Below are 24597 nucleotides of genomic sequence, written 5' to 3'. Positions count from 1 at the left end.
TTCTAATGAGTAAGTCTATTCTAATTTATTTTGTTACAGTTTACGATAACTATCTCCCGAAATTTTGAGAAGGTTTTACTTGGTTCCAGACTTTTATCTCATCGTCTTTACTTAAACCATCTTTAATTTCCACATAAATACCGTCACTCAGTCCAAGGCTTACTTCCCGTTTTTCAAATTTTTGATCTCCGGTTTTCACTTCTACAAATGGCTCTTGTGTTTTAGGATCAAATTGAAGCAAGGATTCTTTAATAGCCAATACATCTTCTACCTTATCTAAAATAATGGATGCATTTGCACTTAACCCGGAACGAATAAATGTGCTATCCCGATTTTTTAAGGTTCCTTCAATTTCAAATTGAATAGCTCCATTTTCGTCAAGCCCTTTCGGTGCAATATAATCTAATACGGCATCAAACTTTTTGTCTTCAATAGCTCCGATAGTTATTTCTAAAGGTAAATCTTCTTTGATTTTACCAACTTCAGATTCATCTACTTTTCCTTCAAAAATCATTTTATCCGTATTTGCCAAGGTAGCAATAGTAGTCCCTTCATTAAAGTTATTAGACTCTATTACTTGGTTACCTTCTTTTACAGGAACGTCTAGCACCATCCCCGCAATTGTGGCTCTAATCTGAGTATTCGCAGCAGTGCCTACTCCGCTTGCCGTACCGGTCTTTACAATTTCATAAGTTTGCTGTGCTGCAGCGTAAGTTTGTTTTGCTTGTTTATAAGCTACTTCTGCCTGGTCAAAATCATTAGCAGAAATCACTCCTTTATCAAACAATTCTTTTTGGCGGTTATAAACTTTCGTCTGATTATCTAATGCTATTTTTGCTGAAGTTATTTGGTTTTTACTGCTCGCTAAATTAGAAACATTAGGCACCACTTTTAACTGCGCAATTAAATCGTTCACTTTTACTTGATCTCCGGCTTCGATATATATTTTATCGATAATTCCCGAGATGTTTGGTTTAATTAAAATTTCTTCTTTAGGAACAATACTTCCTGTAGCCACCGTTTGTTTAACAATGGTTTGCATAGAAGGTTTTTCGGTTTCGTAAACTACTGGGCTTTCTTGATTTTTTTGGTATAAATAGTATAGTGCACCTCCAAAACCGACTACAATTATTATTAAAATTGAAATAGTTATAATTCTTCTCATTTTATTATTTTATTTTTAATTTATTCTGCACTTAGAGCATCTACAGGCTTTATTCTAATTGCATTTTGTGCAGGAATTAGCCCTGCCAATAATCCTGAAATCACGAGTACAAGTAATGCAATAATTACAACCACTACATTTACACTTGGATTTGCAAACATCATATCCGAAGTATTATTTGCATCTAAAAACCTATTAACAGACCATAACAGCAGACTCGCAAGTATAATACCCGCCATACCTGAAGCAATTGTAAGAACTACAGATTCCATTAATATTTGACCTCTAATTGATGCTGGAGTAGCTCCTAAAGCTCTACGCACTCCAATTTCACTCGTTCGATCTTTAACTACTATAAGCATGATATTACTTATTCCTATAACTCCTGAAAGCAAAACTAAAATACCCACAAAATAAGCTACGGCATTAAGTGCGGTAAATAAGCCTGTAATTTTATTAAACTCTTGATACAAGTCAAAATTCCCTACCGCCCGATCGTCTTCCGGGTGTATATCGTGTCGTTTTTTGATTACTTCAAAAATCTCTGATTTTAAATTGGTAATGGAATAATCGTCCTTTGCGGTGATAGCCATCCAGCCTACAATTTCCCCCATATTAAAAGCTTGGGAAAACGAGGTAAAAGGAACATAGATTTCTTTTTGATCTTCTTCTGAATTTCCACCACCGCCACTTTTTTTTCGGTAAGTACCGATCACCTGAAAATTAACTCCATTAATTTTGATATAGCTCCCCAAAGCACTTTCATCATAATCATACAAGGAATTTTTAACCCCTTCTCCAATAATAGCTACTTTTCGTTTTTCTTTGATATCGTTATAATTTAAAAACCTACCGGAAGTCACGTCCATGGGTTGCTGCTGAATAATTTCGGGATAATCACCATATACATTAAATGCTCCAGATTTTAGTCCACGGATTACATTGTTATTCCCTCCGAAACCACCTAGCTGATTTCTAGGAGAAACAAACCGCAACCCATTCACATTATCTTTTATAGCTTGAACATCACCTATTTTAAAATTATACCTTCTTCCTTTAGGCATTCCTTTATAAGATTTAGAAGTAGTTTGTGTCCACATAAACATAGAATTACTTGCCATTCCACTAAAACCTCTCATAATTCCATTTTGCATTCCCTTTCCCGCAGCCAATAATATTACTAGCAAAAAAATACCCCAAAGAACCCCTAATGAGGTCATAACTGTTCTAAACCAATTAGCACTTAGCGATTCTATTATTTCATTCCATTTATCCCTACTAAACATACTATTCGTCTCTTAATGCAACAATTGGTTTAATTCTAGCTGCCCGCCACGCTGGGAAAAATCCCGCAAATGCACCAGCAATTATAAGAATTAAAACTGTTGTAACTGCCACTTGAAAATTCACTGTTGGATTGTATATAAAATCGCTTTGAAAAAATGGAATATATGGGCTTATAAACTGAAGAAAAAACATCCCAATTAAAAGGCCTGTAAAACCTGAAATTATGGTTATAAATATTGATTCATGTAAGACCATACCAATTACAGACAAAGGTTGAGCACCTAATGCCTTTCTAATTCCTATTTCTTTGGTGCGTTCCTTTACAATGATGAGCATTATGTTACTGACTCCAACTACACCTGCAAAAATAGTAGCAACCCCAACAAACCAAAAAAATAATCTTACTATATAAATAGTGGCATATACATTTTTCATATTCTCTAGCGAATTATTTATACGTATAGCACTCACATCCTCTGGAGCTACGGTATGAAATTCCTTTAATTGTCGGGAGAGTTTTTCGGTAAAAGCTTGAGAGTTTTTTACCGCTTTTTCAAAGTTATCCTCCTGGGGTAAAGTAAAAGCCAACTGGTCAAGATTATCTCCTGCACCAAACACCTTTTGTGCTGTTTTTAAGGGAACGAAAACCCGCGCTTCTTCTCTTTCTCCTCCGGGATCGCTATACACTCCTACTACTTTAAAAAGCACCCCCCTAATTTCAATCTGTCTGTTGACTGCCGGTTTTTTATCTTTAAAAAGGTCGTTATATACTTTCATACCAATAACGGCAACTTTTCTATATTGATCGTTATCTGAATAATTGATATACCTTCCTTCGGTTAAATCTTCGCTTTCTAAAAATTGATAATCCGGCAAAACCCCTTCAACACGATAACTTCCTGACTCATTTTTATAATTTACCAATCCACCCCAAATTCGATATAAAGCCGATTTATATTCCAATTGATCTTTATATTTTCGATCGGCCAAGGCATAATCCCTGTTTTTTAGTTGAATTCTCCTACCGGGATTTAAGCCTTTATATTCTACTGAAGTAACGCCGGTCCAAACTGAAATTCTATTGGCAGCATCTCTTTGAAACTGCTGCTGAACACCATTTTGCATTCCGGTACTAACCCCCAATAAAATCACTAGAATAAAAATACCTGAAGCTACAGAAACTCCTGTTAAGAAAGTTCTTAGTTTATTTTTACTAATGGTTTCAAATATTTCTTCCCAGCGTTCTAGACTAAACATTTTCTATGGCTCTAACTTGTTGAACACGGGAATCATCTAGGATAATTCCGTCTTTTAGGTTTACAATACGCTTAGTCATATGGGCAATATCATCCTCGTGGGTAACTATCAAGATGGTTTTCCCTTCATCGTTAATACCTTGTATTAAATCCATTACTTCGTAAGAAGTTTTGGTATCTAGCGCTCCGGTAGGTTCATCTGCCAACAAAACTTTGGGGTCACTGGCAAGCGCACGGGCAATAGCTACTCTTTGTTTTTGCCCTCCGGAAAGTTCATTAGGCAAATGCTTTGCCCAATCTGCCAAACCCACTTTTTCTAGGTAAGCATACGATTTTTCCATTCTTTCGTTTCGGGAAACTCCTTGGTAGTATAATGGAAGTGCTACATTATCTAAAGCAGATTTATAATTGATAAGATTGAATGATTGAAAAATAAATCCTAAAAATTTATTTCGGTATTTGGCGGCGATTCGCTCATTTAGATTTTTAATAGGAACTCCATCAAGCGTATAAGAGCCTTCATCTGCTTCATCTAACATTCCGAGAATATTAAGCAAGGTAGATTTTCCAGAACCAGAAGAACCCATGATAGAAACCAATTCCCCTTCTTGTACGCTAAAATTAATACCTTTTAAAACGTGGAGAGAGGTTGCTCCTGTTCGGTAAGATTTATGGAGGTCTTTTATTTCAATCATAAAGTATAAATTTCTTCTGCTAAGAAGTATTTACCCATATGACTATAGAAAAGCGGAATCGTTACATTAAAAACCTTACTTAAATGTTAAAATTAACAGTTCATCAATTTTTAACAGACTTTCTAATCATTCGATAAATAAGAAAACCTACTCCTCCAATAAGCAAGTAAGGCCATATCATAAGGTAAATTATCCCATCATTAATACCTTTTGCCGCGCCTCCATCTGCATCACTTTCTAATACCGCTCTACACATAGCACATTGAGCACTTGCGGTTAATGGAAGAGCAAAGAGTAAAATTAAAAATGCTATTTTTTTAAAATATTTCATCATTAATAATAAGGTATCATAAACAAATAAACTAAAACTCCGGTAATGGATACGTATAACCAAATGGGAAAAGTCCAACGGGCAATTTTACGGTGTTTTTCATATTGTTTAGTCAAGCCTCTATACATCGTAAACAATACTAATGGAACGATAATGGCGGAAAGTACAATATGAGTTATTAGAATAAAGAAATAGATAGGACGTAAAAAACCTGTTCCTCCAAAAGGGATGGGATCGTTACTGATTTTTGAAATAACATAGCTCACTAAAAATATACAGGAGAGCACAAATGCTGAAATCATGACATTTCTGTGCGCTTTCATTTTTCCTGCTCTGATGAAGAAAAAGCCTAACATTAATAAAACTGATGTTAGCCCATTTATGATCGCGTGAAACAATGGAAACATCCCTACTTTCACGCCAAGAAAATTATAACGCTCGGGTAAATTCATTAAAACTAAAACAATTAACGGAACTAATACCGACAAAATAATAATGACGGGAATAGCAACTTTATCTTTTTTTTCAACAGCCATAGTTTATAATAGTTTATTAATATCTTCCCTTAACATTTTCAAATCATCTTCTTCAAGACCATTGTAAGCAATGATAGGATTACCGTATTTATCTAACCTAGACCTTAAATAGCCTTCTTGATCGACTAGCGCAAAATAGCCTGAGTGTTGGAAATTACCGGCAACTTCAGGGTTTTCTGCTACATATAGGTTAAAACCTTTGTTAGCTAATTCGTAGATCTTTTCCCTTTCTCCGGTTAAGAAATACCAATTGGGGTTTTTAATTCCGTATTCGCGAGCATATTCTTTTAATATTTCTGGGGAATCATTCTCAGGATTGATACTGAAAGAAGCAATAGCAAAATTAGGATTTGCCCTAAAGTTCTTTTCTACATCTTTTAAATTAGAAGTCATTTTTGGGCAAATGGTTGGACAAGTAGTAAAAAAGAAATCCACTACGTAAACTTTACCCTGCAAATCTTTATTGGAAATAGGGTCTCCTTTTTGATTGGTAAATTCAAAGTCTGGAACTTTCGCTTTTTCACCATCTAAGATGATGTAAGCTAATTCTTTTTGATGAATATCAGGGTTATTGTTTAATCGATCATTTTCTATGACCTCATTACCAACAGTTCTTTCTATTATTTTAGGAATTACGATTACTCCAAAAACTAATATAATTACCGCTAAACCTATATATGAATATTTACGCTTCACTGCAGCCCTTCTTTTTTGTTATACTTTTTCAATTCTAATCGATATTCAGCTAAAATCACCTTAACATCGTCGGTCATAACGTTACTTAATTCTGCAACAGAAGAAGTATCATAACCATATTTTACAGCTTCATCTTCTTCTTTTGGCCTACCTCTTAAATTTCTAGACTTATCGATAATAAACGCATAGGATGTACTTGTATTTTCATCTAAAGGAACATCTGCTTTCAAACTTTGGTAGAATTTTTTGATGTCGTTTTTTGTACCAAAGAGGAAATTCCACTTTTTGGTATCTATGGTGGTCGATAATTCTTTCAATAATTTTTTAGCTTGTTTTTCGGTTCCTTTTTCTGCTAAAACCACAAATTGAAAATCATTAAATTGATAGTTCTTATCGTAGATTTTTTCATTTAAGTTAAAAGCATTTCCTTCCCTCGCTTCAATATCACTTCCATAAATGGAGAGAATAGTGATTTTATCATTCAAGACCACCTGATCCCCATTAAGCAATTGGAAATTAGATAAATTATCCACATCCCTTGTTAAGATAGGAAGTTTAGCAAAATTGTTTACTCCAGAAGAAAAAAATAGATAGGCAACCAAAGGGAGAACAAATAAAACGCCTAGTACAAAAAACTTTTTCATTACCTAACTTTCAGTTGGTACAAAAATAAAAAAGACGGCTCAATTAGGCCGTCTTTTTACAATATTAATTTCTATAGGAAATCATTAAAAATCCCAAGCTATATGTCCGCTTTTATAAACTTCATAAATATAATCTCCTTCGGTCAATAAAATAAAAACCAAATAAGCTACCAAGAAGATAACCGTCCAAACTACCGACCTTCTTAAACCTTTAGTTTCGTGATCCATGTGCATAAAAGCCCAAGTAATATAATATGCTTTATAAAGTGTAAGGATAATAAAAATCCAGTTTAACAGACTCATGTAAAGCAGCGTAGTTTCGGTAAACCATTCTGGTCTAAAAATACCTAAGAGAACTTCAACAAGAGTTAATACGGAAAGTATTCCAAATACCGTCCAAATTCTTTTACTAGCTGATTTATGTTCGTGAGTAGCTTCGTGTGCCATTTTAATACTCTTTTAATTGAATTATACTAAATAGAAGAATGTGAAAACAAATACCCATACTAAATCTACGAAGTGCCAGTAAAGACCAACTTTTTCTACCATTTCGTAGCTTCTTCTTTTTTCATAGGTTCCCAACACTACATTAATAAAAATGATGATGTTAATTAAAACCCCGGTAAATACGTGGAAACCGTGGAAACCTGTAATAAAGAAAAAGAAATCTGCAAATAAAGGTGGGCCATATTCGTTATGTGTTAGGTTAGCACCTTCCACAACTCCTACTGCGTTATTCTTTAAGATTTCTAAGGATTCTTCTCTTGATAAAACTTTTCTTACTTTAGAGTGATCTTCCTCTTCATTCAAAACATGTGTTCTCACCAAGAAATCATCCTTGGTTTCAAAGCCTTTTATCACTTCTTCTAACGAATAGCTCGACATCGTAGAAGGCTCTTTAAGAAACCACACACCATTATTATTTTCGTGTTCTGTTCGTACGCCTTCAATTGGTGTTGCGACATCTTTTAAAGAAACACGCTCTCCTTCGGCATTCACAAAATGTAAAATACGACCATTAGCAGTTTCTATTGCTCCGTGCTCTCCTTTAATAAAATTTTTCCATTCCCAAGCTTGTGAGCCTACGAAAATTAACCCTCCGATAATGGTTAAGAAAAGGTAAGTAGTTACTTTACCTTTCTTTAATTGATGTCCTGCATCTACCGCCAACACCATTGTTACTGAAGAAAAAATCAGAATAAAAGTCATTAATGCCACGTAATACATGGGAGCATCTACGCCATGCAAAAATGGAAAGTGATTAAAAACTTCATCGGCAATTGGCCATTCATCTAAAAATTTAAATCTTGAAAAACCATAAGCGGCAAGAAACGCAGAAAACGTTAGTGCATCTGACGTGATAAAGTACCACATCATCATCTTACCATAACTAGCTTTTAACGGAGACTTAGAACCACCTCCCCAAGTTTTACCCTCGGTTCCTGTCCTTGCAACAGTAGCATCCATAAAGAGAAATTGTTGTTAAATATTACGCAAAAATAGTTAAAAATCTTATCTATAGAAATATAAAAACAAAAACAAGAAAATCCATAGTACATCTACAAAGTGCCAAAAGGTTGCACCCAGTTCTATACCAAGCATTTGCCCTGCTTTGTATCGTTGTTTATAATGATTATAAATTACAACCAAAAGAACGATAATTCCTGCAAAAATATGCGCTAAATGCGCAATTACAATTAAATACACGAAGGTAGTAGTAATACTACTAGCACTTCCGGTAAAGTAAAAACCTTCCGATAAAATCTGCTCAAACCCAGAAATTTGTAAATAAACAAATGCCGCTCCTAAGAGTAGAGTAATCCACATTAGATAAGAAGCTTGATCTCTTTTGTTTTTTACAATTAATTCTTTGGCAAAATGAAGGGTAAAACTACTCAACAAAATTATTAGTGTACTCCAAACAAATGCTGAAGGCAATTCAAACTCACTTAACCAATCGGGTCTTGTTTTACTTACCACATAAGCACTGGTGAGTCCGGCAAACATCATAGACATGCTAATAATTGCAAACCACAACATCATTTTTTTAGAGCGTGCCCTTTTCTCTTCTTCGGTACCTTTTGTTAAATCCATGCTCTTATAAATTTATCTAATACGTAAATTATCTGTAATAAAGTAATATAGGTTACACTGGCAAACATTAATTGCCGTGCGGTTTTTTCATCTCTTCTTTTATAAAGCAAAATAGCGTACCTCAACATTAACAATCCTAACAGAAATATTAAAACTCCTGAAACGGGTGTTAAATAAAGGCTTCCTGTTTGCCCTGTTACCGGAACTAAAGAAATGATAATAGTCCAAATGGTATAAAGTATAATTTGAACTGCTGTTCCTGTATCCCGCTTTCCGGTAGGCAACATAAAAAACCCACCTCTCTCATAATCATCGTACAACCACCAACCTAAGGCCCAAAAATGTGGGAATTGCCAAAAAAATTGAATCATAAACAAGGTGCCCGGTTCTATGCTAAAATCGTTAGTAGCAGCAACCCAACCCAACATAAAAGGAATTGCACCAGGAAATGCCCCTATAAAAACCGAAAGCGGTGTTTTGGTTTTTAAAGGTGTATAAACGGCCACATACAAAACAATTGAAATTGCGCCGAACATGGCGGTTATAGGATTTATAAAATATAAGACTGCCACGCCCAAAACTGTAAAAATACTTGCGATAATTAGAGCTCGAGTAACCGACATCCTCCCCGAAGGTATTGGTCGATTTTTAGTTCTATTCATCAAGGCGTCAAGATCCCTTTCAATTACTTGATTGTACGCATTAGAAGCCCCAACCATCAAGTACCCACCAATAGCAAGTAATAAAACCGTAACAAAATCGATTACGTTTGCACCAAGAAAATACCCTGCCACTGAAGAAAACACGACGCTTACCGCTAACCGCATTTTGGTGATTTCTTTAAAATCTGAAGTTATGTTTACGCTAGTGGTAACTGCCAAAACCTTGCTTAAGAGATATTTAATTTGCGCCTGCAAAGATAGTCTTAAAAACCCGTTTCACAAGAGAGAAAAGAAGCTTATTTTGGTTTTAACTTTCTAAGAATTAAAAGTCGTAATACCAATTAAATAAATCTGTTCTAAAACCAAAGTTCAACCAAGTAGTATTTTCCTGGAAATTTATGAAAGTATCATCTAATTCCGGTTTAATATTTCTATTGATAAAATTGGCGTAGACTTTTAAATTAGTGGCTGGATTTACTATATAGCCCAATTCTAATTCTCCATAAAGAAAATCGGCAGTATTCCCTTGATACATTTCGTTTCCGGTATCTGAAATTCGTTCTTCATCATTTCCGTAGATATCACTTCCATAAAAAGGGTTTAAATCTTCTTCTAATTCAAAACCTCTCTTTCCGGCTATTAACTTAAGGTGACCATACCACCTATTTTTTTTATAGCGTGCAATTGCAATTAATTCACTAAAGTTTGCCCCCCATAAGTGTGCCAAGGATTGGTTCTGATGCCCGTAATTCAACACAATTTCATTATGGGAATAGGTATAGGGGCGCACTCTATTGTATTCTAATTGAAGGTATAAATTTTCAACATTAAATGCATTGAAATATTTCGCCCCTAATTGAAGTCCAATTTTGTTTTTATAACTTTCATTGGTAGAAAAAATATTGGCTGAAGAAAATTCATCAATCATCACCTGCCCGTAAGTATTAAAATGGTCGCTCCACTTGAATTTATACGTTAGCCCTATCAGGGCATTTCCACCTCTTCCCCCATTAGAAAATTCCACTGCCCGATAAAAAATCACAGGATTCAAATAATTCAAATCAAAGCCTTGCCCATTGTCGTTTTCCCACACAACTGACTCAAAAAATCCAACATTTAAACGTTTGCTCACGTTATAACTCAAATAATGATTGGCAACATACTTCGTTCTGAAAGTTCCACTTTCTGTTACATCTGGTCTAACATCCCGCATAGCCATCCATGTATTGGTATATTTTAATTTCCAAAATGTGGTATTTAATTTAAAATATGGATAAAGACTTGCCACATCACTCAATATTAAAGAACGGTAACCATCCCCAATAAAGTTTTTACCGTGACCAAATTGAATATTAAAATGTTTACTTGGACTAAAGGAAAGATAACCTTCAGCCACCGGATAATCATAATCTTCCCCAAAATCTTTGGCAATTCCACGCCCAGGAATTATCGCAGGATTTCCACCATCAGGCCTAATAGATTCCGCATATTGATTAAAATATTGCGCAAAGCGTCCTTGACTTTCGTAAACTGCAGCGTAAAAATTTAAGTTCTTACCTAACCCTCCTTGAATTACCGCTGCCCGTGTATTATTATAAGTAGTATTAAAATCGGCATCAAAATCTTTACCTATTTGTAAATCGGCAGCAATATCGGCAACCAACCAATAATCTTCCCCTTGTAACCTGACTAAATGTTCATTGAAAAATTTTCTGCCCAACCAAGAATCAACATTATACTCTACTGCTTTATTTTTCTTTCTGAAGTTGTAATAAGGATTCACATCACTATAAAGCAATGGCTTAGAAGCGGTATGCGTATTAGTGCCCACCATATTTAATTCATCATCAAACCTATTATAGACTTCATGAGAAAAAGGAATATTTAATTGACTCGTGTATTGTTGATGAGTATATGGGACTTGTGCCTTAGTTATACTATCGTACTCTTTTTGAAGTGGATTTTCTTCTGATGAATTTGAAAAAGAAGTATTCTTTTCTACTATCTTATTGGATCCTTTCAATGTTTCATTTCTATCTAGAGGAATGTAAATAGGCATCCTAAATTGCATAAAAATCGGATTTCCACTATAGGTCGCCGGTTTTACAGCAGGTAATGCTTCAAAAGCTTCCTCCACCGCTGTTTTTAACTCATTGTAATAGGCATCAACGTAGATTAACCTGAATTCACCTTCCGGGGTAGTTTCAAAAAGAATAGTCATTTTCCCTTGATAACCATCTTTAGCAACTACAGAAGGAACAGTTAAATTATCTATTAGTTGGGTTCGAACTTGATTATTGAAACAGTTTTCCTGTTCGACATAGCTTGTATTTTCACAATCAGGAAAAACAGGATAACGTTCGTCTTCTGGAAGAGAATTTTGAGCTTTTAAATTTAAACCAAAAAGGGCACTCAAAATAACCACGTAATATTTCATAGAAATAATTTATTTTCAGGGGGAAATATACGTAAAAATTAGGTTATCCTGAATACCCTTAAAAGATCGGAACCTCTTTCTAAACATTATAGTTTTAATACAATGGGCAACGAATAAACAACATTAACCGGCTGCCCGTTTTGTTTACCGGGCATCATGGAAGGTAAAAGTCTAGCTACTCGCTCTGCTTCTTTTCTTAATTCTTTAGATTTTGAATTAGCTTTCACGTCTATAATATCTCCATTTTTGTTAACTGTAAATTGAACATAAATTCGTTGCTCTCCTTGCAAACCTAGTTCTGACCCTAAACTACCATCAAACTTTCTATGTACCAATTTTGCTACGTGATCTGAAAAACATTCGATACGTTCTTGTTTAGTTGCATATTTTTCGCAGCCTGGAAATACAGGAACTTCAGAAACAGTATTTAAATTTCTTGGACTATCATCTATAGTAATAGTTGGCACCTCTATATCTCCATCTTCTGGGTTTTCAAGACTATCAACATTTAAATCTTGATTAGAAGAATCACTAGGCTCAAAAATTTCAGTAATATTATCTACTTTTTTAAATTTAAGAGTAGGCTCTTTAGGTTTGCTTGTTTTAGCTTGTTTCTCTGGAACTTTCTTCTCTTTTTCTACTATTATTTTTTCATGGTAAGCCTCTTCAATTTTAAAAGTATCGTGATCTACCTTATTTGCCTCATAACTTACCTTTTTTGTGCTATGTTCAATAAAGAACAATGCTGAAGCCAATGCGATGATAAGCCCTAATTGAAAATAGATTCTACTGCTTTTTACTTTTGGTTTTTCGTTAAAATTTCTCATAATATTAAATTTTATGTTAATATTCATGAGGATATCAAGGATGCTGCCAAAAATTTAAACACAAAAAAACCTTCAAGGAAACTTGAAGGTTTTTTAAACTATAAAAGTATAATAATTTAGTCTTGAACTTGGAAGACAATAGGAAGGTTATACAAAACCCCTACTGGTTTACCTCTCTGTTTTCCAGGTGTCATACTAGGTAACATTTTCACTACCCGCTCAGCTTCTCTTTGAAGTCTTGGGTGAGGTGCTCTTGCTTGAACATCTACAATATTACCCTTATTATCAATTTTAAACATTACGTAAACTCGGTTAACACCACTTAATCCTAACTCTGAACCAAGATCTGTGTTAAATTTATTATTTACAAAATCTCTGATTTTGTCACTCATACATTGTTTACGCTTCTCGTTATTTTTAAATTTCTCACAACCAGGAAAAATAGGTACATCTTCAATCGCAGAAAAAGGCACATCTGCAATAGGCTCTTCTTCAGGAGCCTCTGCAACCTCACTAACTTCCACTATTTCAGGAACTTCTTCAGTTACTTCTGTAGATTCAATTACCTGCTCTTCAATTTCCACATCATCTTCTACCACTTCAATCACATCCGGTTCTGGAGCTGGCGGTGGCGGTGGAGGTGGTGGAGGCGTATTTGGCGGCATCACCATTACTTGTTCTTCTTCATCAAGTTGATCAAACTGAACAACCTGTTGTTCTATTTCTTTTTTCTCGTAGGTTTTCCACTCAATTGCCCGCCATACGAAAAGTAACATCAAAATAAGACCTACTTGAAAATACAGACCACTGTACTTTCTCATGTCTTTTTTTGGATTCTTTTTAGGTTCCATAATTATTTTTTATGTGTTGCTAAAGTAATTATTTTTTATAAAAATCTAAATTATAATTGGCTTTTAACTTTTTTCAATTTCTCTTTAAAAGAAACGATAAGTATAAAAGCTAGCGAAACACCAATACTATTTGCCAAAGCATCTAAGCTATCTATAGTACGGTAAGTCGTTAGTGTTCCCTGTAAAACCTCAATAAAAATGCCAAAAGCGATTATTGGTAAACAAATAATTACAATAGGCTTCAAGAACACCCAACTCCATTCTTTTCTGCTAAAATAATAAAGATACCAAGTTATTGTAAGTACAAAATAGGCTGAAAAATGCAATAATTTATCTGACTGGTTAAAGTTCTTCACAGGTAACTTCTCAGGATTCATCAAAGAAGAAACCAAAATAGCGACAGTACAAAAAATTGCCAGTATCAGCGTATATTTAGGCTCCAATAAGTTCTTGATAAGCTTTTTCATCTAAAAGACCTTCTACCTCATCAGGATTAGAAATTTGTATTTTTACCATCCAACCCTCTCCATAAGGATCTGTATTTACATTTTCTGGTTCGTCTTCTAAAGACTCATTAAATTCAATAATCTCACCAGAAAGTGGCAAATATAAATCTGAAACTGTTTTCACAGCTTCTACAGTACCAAAAACTTCTTCTTTATCAAGTGTTTCTCCTACTGTTTCTACTTCAACATAAACAATATCACCCAATTCTCCTTGTGCGAAATCTGTGATACCTACTGTTGCGACATCACCTTCAATTTTTACCCACTCGTGGTCTTTGGTGTATTTTAAGTCTTTAGGAATTGCCATATAATCGATTTTTTAGTTGTTATTAATTTCCAAAGTTATACCTTAATGTTATACCAGATCTAATTGTTGTTTGCGGAAATGCTGTTGATATAGCATATTCTGAAAACGTATGATCGTAATAAAATATAGCCGTTAAATTTTTAGACAATGCATAATCTGTTGTGAAATTAATGGTCCAGATATCTTGCCCTGCCGTGGTCTGGCTATTATTAATGTCCAAATATCGGATTATTGTTTCATTTCTCCTAAAAGAAACGTCTGCTTTAAAATTTAAATCACTACTTAAAACCCTTGGTTGTCCAGCAATTTTAGTAGAAACCTTTAAGTCTTTTACCCGATAGCCAAGTCCCAAAGTATATTCATTTCCTTGAACTTCAGTTAAAAGGTTGTTATCAAAACTTAAAGAAAGTGACCTATCTTTTCTTACTTCTGCAAGAATTTTTACAGAATTTTTCATCTCCATATCTACTTTTACAAGTGGTGAGAATTGTTCCACCAAGTTAACCGTAGAAATTAAATATTCATTTTTAAAGTTTCCAGATTGATCGCGGTTTAAATCTCCATATGGATTATTTCTATCGTAATCTAAATTGGTTTGAAACTGGTTTACATTATAAATAGAAGAATATCCATGTTGCAAACTAAAACGCCTAAATCTTTTCTTGAACCAATCTAAACGCATCAAACCGGTATATTTTACATTCCAGTTAGGAAGTGGCGTACTTTTTTTGAATCCCAAATTTACATCTTCTGCATTTTGCGTGGTATAAGCAGAAAGAAATGCAGGAAGTAAAACCGCTTGAGAATTTTTACCAAAACCAGTAGGATACCCTTCCTCATCCAAATTATCAGGATTATTGGTATCTATTCCTGCTTGCTGTGCTAGTCGATTAGCAACAGTAAGCCTATTTTCCCTAAATGTTTCAAAAGCTTCTGAAAAATCTTGGTTACTTTCACTAAAGGCTGTACCAATCATAATATTGGTGATGCTAAAATTACCAAAAGTATTTGGGGTAAGGGAGCGGTATTGTAGGTCTTGTTGATTAACCCGGTAGTTTTCTGTATAAGTTTCAGAATAGGTTCGGTTAGCATTTAAATCGATAGTTAAATCAGGCAATAAGTCCAGTTGCGCTTGAAGTGTAAGCGTTTTCATTTCGTTTTCTGTATACTGCTCGTTAAACTCTTGATACATGGTTAACCAACCATTTCTTGCCGCAATTTCCCTAATATCTGCTTGGCTACCAAAAGTAAAGCCCGCTGTTGGTTTTAAGGTACCTGCAAATCCAATATCATTGGTATAACCTGGCATATAAATACCATTGGTTTCTTGATAGTTTGCAGTAATCCTCCTAACAGCCGTAACCATATCGATTAATGTATTCTTAGCTTTATCCCCTGCAGAGAGTTTGTTATCATCATTTTCTCCTCCTTGCGAACTTTCATTTTCACCAACCCTAGAAAACCCTAAACGATTACCCGACCTTTGTGAGTTGATCCTGCCATTTCTAAGATTAGCTCTACTACTTGCTGGACGCTTCTTTTTTAACCCGACAAAGTTATACAGCTTAGCCATATCGAAAGTTGCATTGATTTGATGGGTATTGGAGTTTTGAATGGTATTCCCTAAATCTGGAATTCCTTCTAAACTTCTCAATATTTCAGAACCTTTTTGCCATTGGAAATTACCGGTATAGGAATATTGAGCTCTTAAAAACTCTAAAGGCGGAAGCTTATTAAATGGGATATCATAATTAAGCTGTAAACTTTGATAGTGCTGATTGGGTTGCCCAACATCGAAGAACCCGTCCCAAATACCGATGGAATTATCCTGAACATTGTCTTCATTGATATAATTTCTTACAATTCTGTTGTTAGAAGAATTAAAAGTAAACCTCAAAGACTCGGTTAAATTATGGTTCACGGTATATTGCCAATCGAATACATAATTTCTTTGGTAAAGTTTTGGTAAACCTAAAGAACCCGGAGGCAAATTAATTTCACGATAAACTTGTTCGTTATATTGACGAGTAATATTAGAACTTGCCGATAGACTGGTGGGCAATAAATTGAGGTTGAAATCTTTTATAGCTTTAAAATATTCACTACTATCTAAATACTTAATATTTTTAAACGGTTCTAACTTAAAAGGCTCAAAACCATAATCGTAAGTTGCCCCAACATTCACACTCTGATTTAATGATTGTTCAATTTCAAAATCTCGATGATCTACTTGATTATAAGTACCCGAAAATGCAAAATTTTCTACATCCCACGGCATTGGCTTAGAAGCTTCTTCTCCGGGTTGCGTCACCCTTTCTTTTCTTAACCCTATAACGCTAATGCTTTGTCTTCTTGTATAATCTTCAGCTCTTTCGCGTAATTCATCCTTTCTCTCTTCACTTTGGGTATTGTCCAAAAGTGTTTCCAATTCAATATCTAAATACTCCGGATCGTATTGCGGAGTTATTAGCTCTTCTCCTCTACTGTAACTTAACGGAACATTTATTCCCCAAGTTTTAGGTAGCAATTGCCCCATATTAAAATTGGTGGCAACATCATATTGTTTTACATCTTCTCGGCTTCTTTGGTTAGGACCTTGTTCTATTGAACCAAAACCAACGGTACTTCTTCTTCCTGTTGCAGTGATATTGGCAAAATCTGCAAAGTTGGTATCCATATTTACGACGGCTGCCCAACCTCCTTGATTTTTTAACCCGGCCAGTCTTAATTCATTAAACCAAACTTCCCCTGCAGCATCTGTACTTCCGGTATTTTTAACCCCAAGCATCATTAAACGGATGTTTCCAAAACTCGGATTACCTTTAATACCTATACGCATTTCACCTAAAGCAGTACCTACTGAAGGTTCTAAGTCTGAATTGAAGAAATTTAGCTCTGCTGGATTATAAGTATCATTTCCTATAATAACCGATTTTACTTTCTGTAGTAACGATAGCGGCAAATCCATATCATTTTCAATAGGCCAAACATCTCTAGGATTTGTAGAATTTAAATCACTAATGGTTAAAGGAATTTCAATTTGATAGAAGTTATCGGTTAAATCGGTTCCCATTCTTAGGAAGGCAGTTAACTCTCCATCTTGTAAAGTTGGTGATGGTGCCGGAAGGCTTTCGGCATGTAAAAACATTTTCAAGCTTTCATATTGACGCATATCTACTTGAAAGTTCTTATAAACCCCTCTTGAATCATTAGGATCCAAACCTTTTACGGTTAATGCCAAGGATTGTTCGTCTTCCCTAATAGTTTGATTATTATTCACCAACTCTTCCCTAACTACTCCCGGTGGCGTCACATAGTCTGATGTTTGCTCTTCACTTACGGCTGTTACTTCTAAAGTTGTTCCCGGAGTATTATCAGGGTCACTTCCATTAGGAACAATGGCTTGATTATATCTTCTATAATCCCCTCTTACTAAATTCAACGCTCCTAATCTTACCACTACATCGTCTTGAAAACCAGAAAGGAACATTCTCATAAACCTTATTGAACGCAAATCTGCAATACCATTTACGGCATATTCACTCTCAGTTCTTAAAGGAATTTTAAATTGAACCCAACGTACGGGAATTTGATCTCCGTTTTGCATCGTGGTATTCAATTCTTTTACATCTGTAATATAATCTTCATTTATCCCAGCGATAGAACTCGTATTGTTATCAACACTCATATCCCTAAAAATAGGAACTTCGTATTGAAAGTAACTATCAATAGTATTCATAGTGTTATCACGGTTCACATCTTCCACGGAAGGCACGGTCGAATTTCCGCGATTATTCTGGCCAACTTCGGTAGGTGAATTTCCTTGAGTACCATTGTATTTGTAATAACGTTCTAAAATTCCTCCTTCACGTGCCAAATAGTATTCATAGTTGTCATTAGAAGGATCTTCAAGCCCGGCAAAAGCAGAGAATTTGGCTTGTTCTTCAGCATCGCTAAGCCCATCTAGACCAATATCTTGATTAGTCCTTTGCTGCCCTTCTGTATCGAACGCATAAACCAAGGACTGATTGGCTGGAACTCGACCAAATGCTGTTTCTAAAGTATTCTCAGTAGATCCATCACTAGGCAGACCGTTTTCGTATTGTTTTCTTCCATCTTTTAAAACATCTTCAGAAATACTTCCGAGGTTAAAGGTCATTTTACCCTCATTAATTCCATTATTTTCATTGTAGACGAAGGGGTCCATTACCCAAACCTCAATAAACTCTACATTTGATTGCTCGAAGTTAGTGGTGGTGATTTCCCGCATAATACCCCCAAAATTCCCTTCAGGATCAGGTAAATTATTACCTCCCGAAGCTGCCGGATTGTAATTGAATTGCCCTCGTTGGCCGGGATAATAAGCTAAATCTAAAGTATATATTACTTGTGGCTGACCTTGAACGATATCTGTGTTAGGGTAAATTTCATCTATAAAAACACGTCTTGTTGCATAAGTTGAAAGGTCTTCATCACTTATTCCGCCGGGACGTTGATTACTATAAAAGATAGGATCTATATTGTACCAGTTTAATTTTGCCCGTTTATAATTTACCGCTAAATCATTATTAGCCAATTCTCCTCCAAAGCCAACAGGCGCACTAGATAAACTCCATGACAGCGGTGATAAAATAGAAATAGAAGTTTGGGAAGCTTCAAAATCATCTACATAACTGGTTACTTCTCCATTAAAATTATCACCTTTTGGTGAGCCTGGATGTAAATAAGCGAATTCACCTCTTACCGAAAGATTAGATTCTACATCGGTATCAATATTAGGAAGCTTATTAACTAAACGCGTAAAGAAAGGAACTTTGGTAGAATAATTAATATTGAAACCATACATCGAGTTATTGATAGGCTCATAACTATAATTTGCTTTCTGGGTTAATGGACGTTCATTTAGATTAACATACGTACCTCCTATCAAGAAGTTTTCATTGAATTGATGCTGAACATCAATTCCTGTAAAACGTTTGGTTTGCTGACCGAACATCGCATTATTTTCGGTGGAAACCTGTATGGGTGTATCTGAAGCTAATAATGCTTCATCTATAATCTTCACCCTTCCTAATTGATAATCTACAGTATAATCTACTCCTTCTTGAAGTACACGTCCTCCAGCGGTTACAGTAACCGATCCTTGCGGAACATTAAATGCTCCAATAGGGATACCGTCTTGACCCGATGATTTGTAACTTCCTTTTAACTGAAATTTATTTTTATCTGCTTGCTCTTGCTCGGCTTGGGTCTTGGTGGTGTTATATAAAGACCTGAAAACGTATTTTTGTTGGTTATCGTTATAGGTTACAGGATTATTGTAATCTTCCGATCCGCCATTGGGGGTATTATCTAATTTTTCGAATAAATATTCCCCAAAAGGCTCTACTTTGGTAAAGATAATTCTACCATTTTCGGTATCGATAGTAGTGTTGGGTACGTAATCAAAGAAACCATCACCTCCCACCACAGGGTCATTATTCAAGTTTAGGTTATCTAAATAGAATACCCGTAACAGGTTTGTATCTTCTACATCGCTAGGTAAAGGTGTAGATCCTGCAGGAGTAATATAGTTTAACGGCTGCGGATCTGTATAAAGAATATTAAACCTAAAATCTTCTTTTTCTAATTGATATGCTCCTAAACTATAGATGTTTTTCATCATTAAGTCCCAAATAGGTTCATTTACATTGGTAATGGGACTTTTTAGCATTTTTACAACTAAATTCTGTGTTATCGCAACATCTACATCTTGATCGTTATTGGGTTGTTGTTCAGGATTAGTAGCTTGAACTCCGTCATTGGCAAATTCTCCAACTTGAAAAACCTGACCGTTTACCGTATATTGATAAGCTACTGCTAAAACTTCATCGTTGGTAATTCTCTGATTTAAGGATATATAACCTAACTGCGGATATAATGTATATTCATTATTTTGAAGCTGTCTGGCATTTTCAAGTTTAGCATAATCTACTCCTTCGCTTACATCGCCAGAATTCACTCCAAATCCTTGTTGAACACTTGAGATATCCCTAATTGCTTGTGTTAACACCGATTGTTGTGGACCTGTAATTCCTAACGGATTAAAATCGTTATTAGCGTTACTAGGATAAGACCCAGGCGCAGCATTAAGAAAACTGGCAAATGCCGGATCGTTATTTAGATTTCCTTCTGCATCTAATAAAACACCAATATTTTCAGGATCAGACTCTCCTAAATCCTGAATCGCTACAATATTTCTGGCATTGGTTAAAGATTGTGTGTTGTTAGTTCTATTGGTTACCCAAATTTGAATTCTGGTAATCTGAACGTTACTATTTCTAAATGGATAATTCTCTAAAGCCTTATTGTAATGATCCCTAAAATAATGAGCTAAGAAAAAGTGTTTATTTTCGTCGTAGTCTAAGATGAATTTTTCAAACTCCTGTACCGCTCCGCCACCTTGCACTTGTGTTGTTTGACGTTCTGAATTTTGTTCTGAAAAGACTCCGGTAATGGTGGTTCTTCCAAACTGAAGTTGTGTTTTCACCCCAAACAAACTCTGTGAACCTTGGATAAGTGAATTATTGATAGGCATACTTACATTACCTACTTCAATCTTTCTTACAATATCATCTTCATCAGGCGTATATTCTAACTTAATCTGATTCTGGAAATCGAAGGTAGATTCGGTATCATAATTGGCATTTACTTGTAAACGCTCCCCTACTTTACCTAATAAACTTAAACTAATTCGCTGTTCAAAATCAAAAGTTAAGTTACTTCTGTTCCTCGGAGAAAGGGATGGGTTATCTTGTTTAGAATACAAAACTCCTAAATCTACTTCCACCGAACCTTGTGGAATAACTTCTATTTCAGTTCCTCCGAAAATAGATTCAAAAAATTCATTATCTACATAAAAAATAGGCAGGAGGTTTTTTTGAAATTCTTCTGAATCCTCATCCCTTCCTGAAACTGCATCAGATTTTTGTTTGAAGTATTCCCTCATTTGCTCTTCCAGAATGAGCTCTCGGTATTCTTCACGAGTTAACACAATGGGATAAGAAACATCTACATCACCAATCTTTTCTGTATATAAATAGCGATCTAAAACTGGATCATAGGTATATTTCCCGACAATACTATTGGGATTTTGCAACTGAATTTCACCTAACTTATAACCTGTTTTGGTTGAATCTTGCTCGGTTTCACTATCTTCTTCCTGAGAAAAAGCACCCATCGTTGCTAAGAAGAACGTGATTGCAAAAAAAGAAAAATTAAAATTAAAGAAATTATTTTTTCTCAAGGTACTAGAGGTTTTTTAAAGCAAGCTTAATAATTGTTTCTACAGAAGCTTCAGCATCGTTCTTAATAATTCTGTTTACCACTTTCTCTGATTGCTTTTTGGTATATCCTAAGGTTTCTAATGCAGATAACGCTTCATCTTTATACGTATTGCGTGAAGACGTTACAATTTCATTAACATCTGCTGAAACTTCTCCTAATTTATCTTTCAGGTCTATAATTACCCGTTGTGCTGTTTTAGCACCAATCCCTTTTACCCCTTTGATTACAGTTACATCTTCGTGGATAATGGCCTCAATAACTTGAGATGGCGTTAAGGAAGATAACATCGTCCTTGCCGTACTAGCTCCTATCCCAGAAACTGAAATAAGCTTCCTAAACACTTCTCTTTCAGATTTTTGCATAAACCCAAAAAGCGTGTGAGCATCTTCCCGTACTTGAAGGTGAGTATAAATAAAAATATTCTCCTCGGTAGGAAGTTGTGAAAATGTGTGTAAAGAAATATTTAAAAAATACCCAACTCCATTACATTCAACAATAATATCTGTTGGGTTCTTTTCAACTAGTTTACCCCGTAAGTGTGCAATCATTAGTTAAGCAAAAGTTAAAAATCCTTCAAATGTAGGAAAATTATTAAGATACCAAAATCCCCATGTTCAGTTTAACAACTGCTTTCTTATTAAATCCCTACAGGTATTATCCTTTTTCTTTCTTTTTCTTGGGCATCTACTACGGCTACTGCTGCCATGTTCACCATTTCTTCTACACTAGCTCCTAGCTGTAAAATATGTGCAGGTTTTTTTAATCCCATCATAATAGGTCCGATAGAATCGGTATGGTTAAGCTCTTTAATTAATTTATAAGTACCATTAGCTGAATCTAAATTTGGAAAAACCAAGGTATTCACTTTTCTTCCCGCCAATTTTGAAAATGGAAATTTGCTTTGGTGCATATTTTTATTCAATGCAAAATCTACTTGAACCTCTCCGTCAACTGTAATTTCTGGGCAATGCTCATGCAAAATGGAAACTGCATCTCTCACTTTTCTGGCATGAGGGTTTTTAGAAGAACCAAAGTTAGCATAAGAAACCATTCCTATAACAGGCTCCATTCCAAACATTTTAACGGTATGAGCCGTCATTTGTGCAATCCTTGCCAAATCTTTGGCATCTGGATCTATATTAATAGAACTATCGCTTATAAAAAGTGGCCCTCTTGAGGTGTTCATTAAATTAGTAGTAGCTATTCTGCTCACTCCTTTTTCCATTCCAATTAAATCCAACATGGGCCTTACTACTCCTGGATAAGCTCTAGAATAACCGGTTAATAAAGCATCTGCATCACCTTCATTCACCATCATGGCTGCAAAATAATTTCGTTGGCGCATCAATTTATGGGCGTCTAATTGCGTAACACCATTTCGTTGACGTGATTTCCAAAATACATCTCCATACCTTATCGTATTTTCTTTTTGATCGTCTTCTTTAGGGTCGATTATTTCAATATTCTCATCATCAAATTCTATTTCGCTCATCAACTCCAAGATTACATCTTTTCGTCCTAATAAAATAGGCTTAGCTATGCCCTCATCGTTTACAATTTGAGCAGCTTTGAGTACATCAAGATGATCTGCCTCCGCAAAAACCACTCTCTTCGGATTAATCTTGGCACGGTTGATTAATAAACGGGTAATTTTATTATCGTTACCCATACGTTCGTAAAGCTCTTCTTCATAACGTTTCCAGTCGTAAATAGGCTCTTTTGCCACACCGCTTTGCATTGCTGCTTTTGCTACCGCAGGAGGAACTTCAGTAAGCAATCTAGGATCAAATGGTTTAGGAATAATATAATCCCTACCAAAAATTAACTTTGTTTCCCCATAAGCAATATTCACTTGTTCAGGTACATTTTGCTTGGCCAAATCTGCCAAGGCCCTAACGGCCGCCATTTTCATTTCTTCATTAATAGCAGTAGCACGAACATCTAAAGCCCCTCTAAAAATAAACGGAAAGCCAAGCACATTGTTTACTTGATTTGGATGATCACTTCTTCCCGTCGCCATAATAATATCGTCACGGGTTTTCACGGCTAAATCATAATCGATTTCCGGTTCAGGATTGGCCATGGCAAAAACGATAGGATTTTCGTTCATGGTCTTCAGCATTTCTGCAGTAAGCACACCTCCTACTGAAAGTCCCAAAAACACATCGGCATCTTTTACTCCATCTGCCAATGATTTATATTCTTTTGAAACCGCAAAGTTCTTTTGCATTTCCGATAAATCATCTCGATCTTCATGAAGCACACCATTTAGATCGAACATCACGATATTTTCTTTTTTAACCCCAAGCGAACAGTATAAAGAGACGCAAGCCATTGCAGCAGAACCAGCTCCTGAAACTACAATTTTTACTTCTTTAATATTTTTTTCGGCAACTTCTAAGGCATTCAATAAGGCTGCGGAAGAAATAATTGCCGTCCCGTGCTGATCGTCATGCATTACAGGAATATCAAGCTCTTCTTTAAGTCTTCTTTCAATTTCAAAAGCTTCTGGAGCTTTAATATCTTCTAAGTTAATTCCGCCAAAAGTTGGGGCTATATTTTTTACAGTATTTATAAATTCATCTATATTCTTGGTATCAACTTCAATATCAAAAACATCGATATCGGCGAAGATTTTGAATAATAAACCTTTTCCTTCCATCACCGGCTTTGAAGCTTCGGGACCAATATCTCCTAAGCCCAAAACGGCTGTTCCATTAGAAATAACAGCTACTAAATTTCCCTTAGTAGTGTATTTGTAAACGTTTTCTTTATTTTTTGCAATTTCTAGACACGGTTCTGCCACTCCTGGAGAATATGCTAGCGACAAATCGCGTTGTGTACTATATTTTTTAGTAGGTCTTACCTCTATTTTACCAGGCTTTGGCTTAGCATGATAAACTAATGCTTCTCTTCTCTTACGTTCGTTACTCATCGTTTTAGGTTTAGATGAATAACAAAGGTAGTTAACCATTTA

Annotated in this window: 20 protein-coding genes; all 20 read right to left on the bottom strand. The window is 35.3% G+C overall.

All coding sequences use genetic code 11. From position 1 onward, the window contains the following. Positions 1–49 precede the first annotated feature (49 nt). Positions 50–1165 carry an efflux RND transporter periplasmic adaptor subunit gene (locus FVB9532_RS09940; RefSeq protein WP_150545058.1) on the bottom strand — a complete coding sequence of 372 codons (1116 nt, stop codon included), beginning with the start codon at positions 1163–1165 and terminating at the stop codon, positions 50–52. Positions 1166–1185: 20 nt separating this feature from the next. Continuing rightward, positions 1186–2451, bottom strand: coding sequence for an ABC transporter permease (locus tag FVB9532_RS09935; RefSeq protein WP_150545057.1), 1266 nt, complete (start codon positions 2449–2451; stop codon positions 1186–1188). Between the two features lies 1 nt (position 2452). Then, positions 2453–3709 carry an ABC transporter permease gene (locus FVB9532_RS09930; protein ID WP_150545056.1) on the bottom strand — a complete coding sequence of 419 codons (1257 nt, stop codon included), beginning with the start codon at positions 3707–3709 and terminating at the stop codon, positions 2453–2455. Continuing rightward, positions 3702–4403, bottom strand: a complete 702-nt coding sequence (locus FVB9532_RS09925; protein ID WP_150545055.1) for an ABC transporter ATP-binding protein — start codon at positions 4401–4403, stop codon at positions 3702–3704. The genes FVB9532_RS09930 and FVB9532_RS09925 overlap by 8 nt, the downstream gene beginning before the upstream one ends. 103 nt (positions 4404–4506) lie before the next feature. Then, the gene (locus FVB9532_RS09920; protein WP_394349652.1) at positions 4507–4737 is read right to left on the bottom strand and encodes a CAMCR motif-containing small membrane protein; all 231 of its coding nucleotides are present in this window, start codon (positions 4735–4737) and stop codon (positions 4507–4509) included. Then, positions 4737–5270 carry a DUF420 domain-containing protein gene (locus FVB9532_RS09915; protein WP_150545054.1) on the bottom strand — a complete coding sequence of 178 codons (534 nt, stop codon included), beginning with the start codon at positions 5268–5270 and terminating at the stop codon, positions 4737–4739. The genes FVB9532_RS09920 and FVB9532_RS09915 overlap by 1 nt, the downstream gene beginning before the upstream one ends. Before the next feature lie 3 nt (positions 5271–5273). Next, positions 5274–5966 carry an SCO family protein gene (locus FVB9532_RS09910; RefSeq protein ID WP_150545053.1) on the bottom strand — a complete coding sequence of 231 codons (693 nt, stop codon included), beginning with the start codon at positions 5964–5966 and terminating at the stop codon, positions 5274–5276. Then, on the bottom strand, positions 5963–6610 hold the full coding sequence (locus tag FVB9532_RS09905) for a hypothetical protein (RefSeq protein WP_150545052.1): 648 nt from the start codon (positions 6608–6610) through the stop codon (positions 5963–5965). Before FVB9532_RS09905 ends, FVB9532_RS09910 begins: the two co-directional genes overlap by 4 nt. Positions 6611–6694: 84 nt before the next feature. Further along, positions 6695–7057: a cytochrome C oxidase subunit IV family protein gene (locus tag FVB9532_RS09900; RefSeq protein ID WP_150545051.1), complete on the bottom strand. Its 363-nt coding sequence runs from the start codon at positions 7055–7057 to the stop codon at positions 6695–6697. 21 nt (positions 7058–7078) lie between these two features. Then, a complete protein-coding gene (locus FVB9532_RS09895; RefSeq protein WP_150545050.1) occupies positions 7079–8077 on the bottom strand; it encodes a cytochrome c oxidase subunit 3 in 999 nt (332 codons plus the stop codon). Between the two features lie 45 nt (positions 8078–8122). Continuing rightward, complete coding sequence (locus FVB9532_RS09890; protein ID WP_150545049.1) at positions 8123–8704, bottom strand: cytochrome c oxidase subunit 3; 582 nt, start codon at positions 8702–8704, stop codon at positions 8123–8125. Next, complete coding sequence (cyoE, locus tag FVB9532_RS09885; RefSeq protein WP_228482291.1) at positions 8695–9585, bottom strand: heme o synthase; 891 nt, start codon at positions 9583–9585, stop codon at positions 8695–8697. Before cyoE ends, FVB9532_RS09890 begins: the two co-directional genes overlap by 10 nt. A 103-nt stretch (positions 9586–9688) precedes the next feature. Then, entirely contained in the window at positions 9689–11803 is a 2115-nt protein-coding gene (locus FVB9532_RS09880; RefSeq protein ID WP_150545048.1) for a gliding motility outer membrane protein RemB, read from the bottom strand. A gap of 86 nt (positions 11804–11889) precedes the next feature. After that, a complete protein-coding gene (locus FVB9532_RS09875; protein WP_194716525.1) occupies positions 11890–12630 on the bottom strand; it encodes an energy transducer TonB in 741 nt (246 codons plus the stop codon). A 116-nt stretch (positions 12631–12746) separates the two neighbouring features. Beyond that, complete coding sequence (locus FVB9532_RS09870; protein WP_150545046.1) at positions 12747–13481, bottom strand: energy transducer TonB; 735 nt, start codon at positions 13479–13481, stop codon at positions 12747–12749. 50 nt (positions 13482–13531) lie between these two features. Then, positions 13532–13948 (bottom strand): VanZ family protein, encoded by a 417-nt coding sequence (locus FVB9532_RS09865; RefSeq protein WP_228482290.1) that lies wholly within the window; start codon positions 13946–13948, stop codon positions 13532–13534. Further along, positions 13914–14294: a glycine cleavage system protein GcvH gene (gene gcvH / locus FVB9532_RS09860; RefSeq protein WP_150545045.1), complete on the bottom strand. Its 381-nt coding sequence runs from the start codon at positions 14292–14294 to the stop codon at positions 13914–13916. The genes FVB9532_RS09865 and gcvH overlap by 35 nt, the downstream gene beginning before the upstream one ends. A gap of 22 nt (positions 14295–14316) precedes the next feature. Beyond that, on the bottom strand, positions 14317–21513 hold the full coding sequence (gene sov / locus FVB9532_RS09855; protein ID WP_150545129.1) for a T9SS outer membrane translocon Sov/SprA: 7197 nt from the start codon (positions 21511–21513) through the stop codon (positions 14317–14319). A gap of 70 nt (positions 21514–21583) precedes the next feature. Then, positions 21584–22168 (bottom strand): Holliday junction branch migration protein RuvA, encoded by a 585-nt coding sequence (gene ruvA / locus FVB9532_RS09850; protein ID WP_150545044.1) that lies wholly within the window; start codon positions 22166–22168, stop codon positions 21584–21586. Between the two features lie 89 nt (positions 22169–22257). Next, on the bottom strand, positions 22258–24555 hold the full coding sequence (locus FVB9532_RS09845; RefSeq protein ID WP_150545043.1) for an NADP-dependent malic enzyme: 2298 nt from the start codon (positions 24553–24555) through the stop codon (positions 22258–22260). Positions 24556–24597: the final 42 nt, after the last annotated feature.

The organism is Mesonia oceanica, from assembly GCF_902499555.1.
Classification (GTDB): Bacteria; Bacteroidota; Bacteroidia; order Flavobacteriales; family Flavobacteriaceae; genus Mesonia; species Mesonia oceanica.
The sequence above is the reverse complement of the archived record's forward strand: the minus strand, read 5'-3'. Positions and strand labels throughout refer to the sequence as shown.